A 3637-nucleotide genomic window follows, 5' to 3' on the forward strand; every position below is an offset into this window, starting at 1 on the left:
GGGCCGAAGTCTTTCGACTGCTCGGGCCTGACGCAGTGGGTCTGGGGGAAGGCCGGGGTCTCGCTGAGCCACTACACCGGATCACAATGGAATGAGGGGCGCCGCGTGGACCGGGCGGGCCTCATTCCCGGTGATCTCGTCTTCTTCTATGCCAATCTTGATCATGTCGGGATCTATATCGGGGGCGGGAAGATGATCCACGCTCCGCGGACCGGGGAGGTGGTCAGGGTGGAGAAGATCTGGTGGTCGAGCTTCCGGGGGGGCGTGCGGCCGGGAGCGTGACACCATCGGCCGTCGGCGGAAGCGATCAGGACGGCGACGGCGACGGTGCCGTGGGCGACGGGTCAGCGGTCGATGGGTCAGCGGTCGACGTAGACGAGAGCCGCGGTGCTACGGCTGATCTCCGCGTCGGTCTGGCCGTTGGGGGTGACGATGTGGATCAGGTTGCCGCGGGAGCCCGGCGTGATCTGCGCGCCGGGGACGATCGCGGCGTCCTGAAGCCGGCGCATGATGCTTTCGTCCGTCTGCAACCGCTCGGAGATCCAGCTCACCGTGACCGGCCTGCCACCGCCGGACGATGCGAGGTCGGCCGACGCCAGTAGGCTCACCGGGGCGGAGGTCGGCCGCGCCGTGGTGTGGTGCTGCCGGGAAGGCGGGATCTCGTTACCGAACGGGCAGCGCTTTGGATCGCCGAGCAGGACGGTGAGGCGCGCCTCGACCTCGTCGGAGATTACATGCTCCCACCGGCAGGCCTCGTTGTGTACCAGCGCCCAGTCCAACCCAATGACTTTCGTGAGCAGCAGCTCGGCCAAACGGTGCTTGCGCATGACGGCGGTGGCCCGCAGCAGGCCCTTCTCCGTGAACTGCACGGTCCGGTCGTCGGCGAGGGACACCAGCCCCTCGTTGGCCAGGCGAGCCGTCGACTCGCTCGCGGCCGGCGCGCTGACATGCAGGCGCTCCACCAGACGCGCGCGCAGCGGGGGGATGCCCTCCTCCCTCAGCTCGTACAGGGTTCGGAGGTACATTTCGGTACTGTCGATCAATCCAGTCACCGGTCTCCTTCGTCCTTATCCAGGGTACGCCCCCTCCGGGAGTCACAAGAGCCATCTGCCCCCCGAAGGCCATGCCGGCCGGCCGGTTTCGATGTCCCGTCGCCCCCTTCCCGCGGACCGGGGTCGGTGTTCCACGACGTGTTCCATGGCTTCGGTCCGGCGGCGTGTCCTCGTGCGGCACCCGTCCCGCGCGCGGGCTTGCACCCAGGGCCGGCATCGGCGCCCGCGGCACTAGACTTGACGCCATGAGCACGACTCAGATCGCGCCCGAGACATCGAACACCCAGACGGACGAAGGTGACGATCACTCTCACTACGCCCGTCGTGAGGAGATCGTTCGTGCGTCCATCGAGGGTGGCCGGGTTACGGCGTTGTGCGGCTACAAGTTCGAACCGGTGCGGGATCCCTCGCGTTTCCCGATCTGTCCGAAATGCAAGGAACTCGTCGAGATGGCCGAGCAGTTCGGCTGATCGCGCCGCGCCGTGCCGGTACACAGTGCCGGGCGGCCACGGTCCTCGATGGCTGTCATGAGCCTTCGGTAATAATCGGTCGTCGCAGTAGATCGAGCGTGTCGGCGGGCTGTGGACGGTGTGCGGATGCCCTGCCGATCGGGATCCATGGTGTCCCCCGGGCCGGCCGCTCCGCGACCCCGTATGATCTGTTGCACGAGCCAGACTCGATGTCCCTCGCCGGCCCCAGTAGCTCAGTGGATAGAGCGACCGCCTCCTAAGCGGTAGGCCGCAGGTCCGATTCCTGCCTGGGGCACATCCGTCATGTCGATCGCCGCCTCCGGTCGGTGGGACCAGAGTCCCCTGCGGGGCGAGCTGCGTTGCGAGCCGCGCGACCGCGGCTGACGCCGCGCCGGCTCAGGTCGCGCGGGCTCAGGTGGGGACGGCAGCCAGGGCGCCGGTGTGGTGGAGATGGTCCCGGGCGGCCTGGATGGCCGACGGGGTGGAGCCGAACAGGCGTCCCTGGCCGCGCAGCCGGTCCACCAGACCGACGGCGGCCACCGCTTTGGCGTGCTCGGGTCGCAGCCCTGACACATACACCTTGACGCCGCGGTGTTCGAGCCGGTCGATGACGTCGCGCAGGACGAGGGCGCCGGTGCCGTCGACGGCGCTGACCCGGGACAGCCGGAGGATGAGGATCTCGACGTCGGCCACCTCGGTGAGCTCCAGCAGGAAGCGGTGGGCGGCGGCGAAGAACAGGGGGCCGTCGATACGGTAGGCGACGATGTGCTCGGCGAGCAGCGCGTGTTCGGAATCGTGATGATCGCCAGGGTCCAGTGGCACCTCCTCGACCCGCGCGGTTCGGGCGATCGCGCGCAGGGCGAGGGCGCCGGTGACCGTGAGGCCGAGGACGACAGCGATGACGAGGTCGAGCGTAAGGGTCGCCCCGGCGGTCAGCGCCATGACCAGGGCATCGGAGTGTGACGCACGGCCGAGGGTGCGCAACGAGGAGACCTCGACCATCCGCACCGCCGTGGCGAGCAGAACACCGGCGAGCGCGGCGAGCGGGATGCGCGCGACCAGGGGGGCGGCGGCGAGCATCACCCCGGCCAGGACCACGGCGTGCGCGAGGGCGGCGAGCCGGGACGAGGCACCCGAGCGGACGTTGACCGCGGTGCGGGCGATCGCGCCGGTGGCGGGCACCCCGCCGAACAGCGGGACGGCAAGGTTGGCCAGCCCTTGGCCGAACAGCTCCCGGTCGGGGTCGTGGTTCTGGCCGACGGTCATCCCGTCGGCGACACTGGCCGAGAGCAGGCTCTCCAGGGCGGCGAGCGCGGCCACGGCGACGGCGGCCGTGGCGAGCGTCGGGATCGCGGTGATATCGAGGAAGCCGAGCGAGGGACCGGGCAGGGTGGCGGGGATCGCGCCGAGGGTCGTGACGTCCCACCCGCGGGCCGTGACGAGGGCCGTCGCGAGGGCCACGGCGAGCAGCGAGAACGGGACCGTGGGCCGCAGCCGGGCGCCGACCAGCATCGTCGCCGCGACGCCGACGGCAAGCGCGAGTGCGAGCCAGTGCGGCCGGTGGACGAAGTCGGCTACAGCCGCCCAGGCCACGCCGGTCACCCGGTCACCGTTCCGGGCGCGTACTCCCAGGGCCGGGGGAACCTGCTGAAGGAAGATCACCGCGGCGATGCCGACGGTAAATCCCTCCACCACGGGCGCCGGCACATATCGCACGGAGCGGCCGACCCGCAGGACTGCGAGTGCGAGCAGGATTATCCCGGCGAGCAGCCCGACGGTCAGCACACCGGCCGGCCCGTGCCGGTGCACGATCGGCACGAGCACGGCGGTCATCGCGCCGGTCGGCCCGGACACCTGCAGGTTCGACCCCCCGAAGACCGCTGCGAGAGCACCCGCCACGATCGCCGTTACCAGCCCGGCGGTCGCGCCGAGGCCGGAGGAGACCCCGAACCCCAGCGCGAGCGGCAGCGCGACCACCGCAACGGTCATCCCCGCGAGCAGGTCACGGCCTGGCTGGCGGCGCATGCTCTCGATATCGGCCCGGCCGGGCAGGAGCCGGCCGAGTTCCAGCCGGCCGAGTGGCCTGGACCAGCGTGACGGGGCCGTCCTTATGGG

At 70.6% G+C, this 3637-nt stretch carries 4 protein-coding genes and 1 tRNA gene; 3 read left to right on the plus strand and 2 right to left on the minus strand.

Going from position 1 to position 3637, the window contains the following annotated elements; translation table 11 throughout:
- A partial coding sequence (locus AC08OP_RS22505) for a C40 family peptidase (RefSeq protein WP_476615997.1) occupies nt 1-282 on the plus strand: 282 nt, incomplete at its 5' end.
- 77 nt (nt 283-359) lie between these two features.
- Here AC08OP_RS22505 and AC08OP_RS22510 read toward each other — a convergent pair.
- Nucleotides 360-1052, minus strand: coding sequence for a metal-dependent transcriptional regulator (locus tag AC08OP_RS22510; protein ID WP_476615998.1), 693 nt, complete (start codon nt 1050-1052; stop codon nt 360-362).
- Between the two features lie 245 nt (nt 1053-1297).
- On the opposite strand from AC08OP_RS22510, the gene AC08OP_RS22515 reads away from it, so the two are divergent.
- Entirely contained in the window at nt 1298-1522 is a 225-nt protein-coding gene (locus AC08OP_RS22515) for a DUF3039 domain-containing protein (RefSeq protein WP_023839854.1), read from the plus strand.
- 222 nt (nt 1523-1744) lie between these two features.
- Nucleotides 1745-1817 (plus strand) — tRNA-Arg (locus AC08OP_RS22520).
- A 116-nt stretch (nt 1818-1933) separates the two neighbouring features.
- On the opposite strand, the gene AC08OP_RS22525 is transcribed toward AC08OP_RS22520, so the two are convergent.
- A partial coding sequence (locus AC08OP_RS22525; protein WP_476615999.1) for a SulP family inorganic anion transporter occupies nt 1934-3637 on the minus strand: 1704 nt, incomplete at its 5' end.

The sequence above is a fragment of the Frankia sp. CeRuru1 genome (assembly GCF_977966315.1).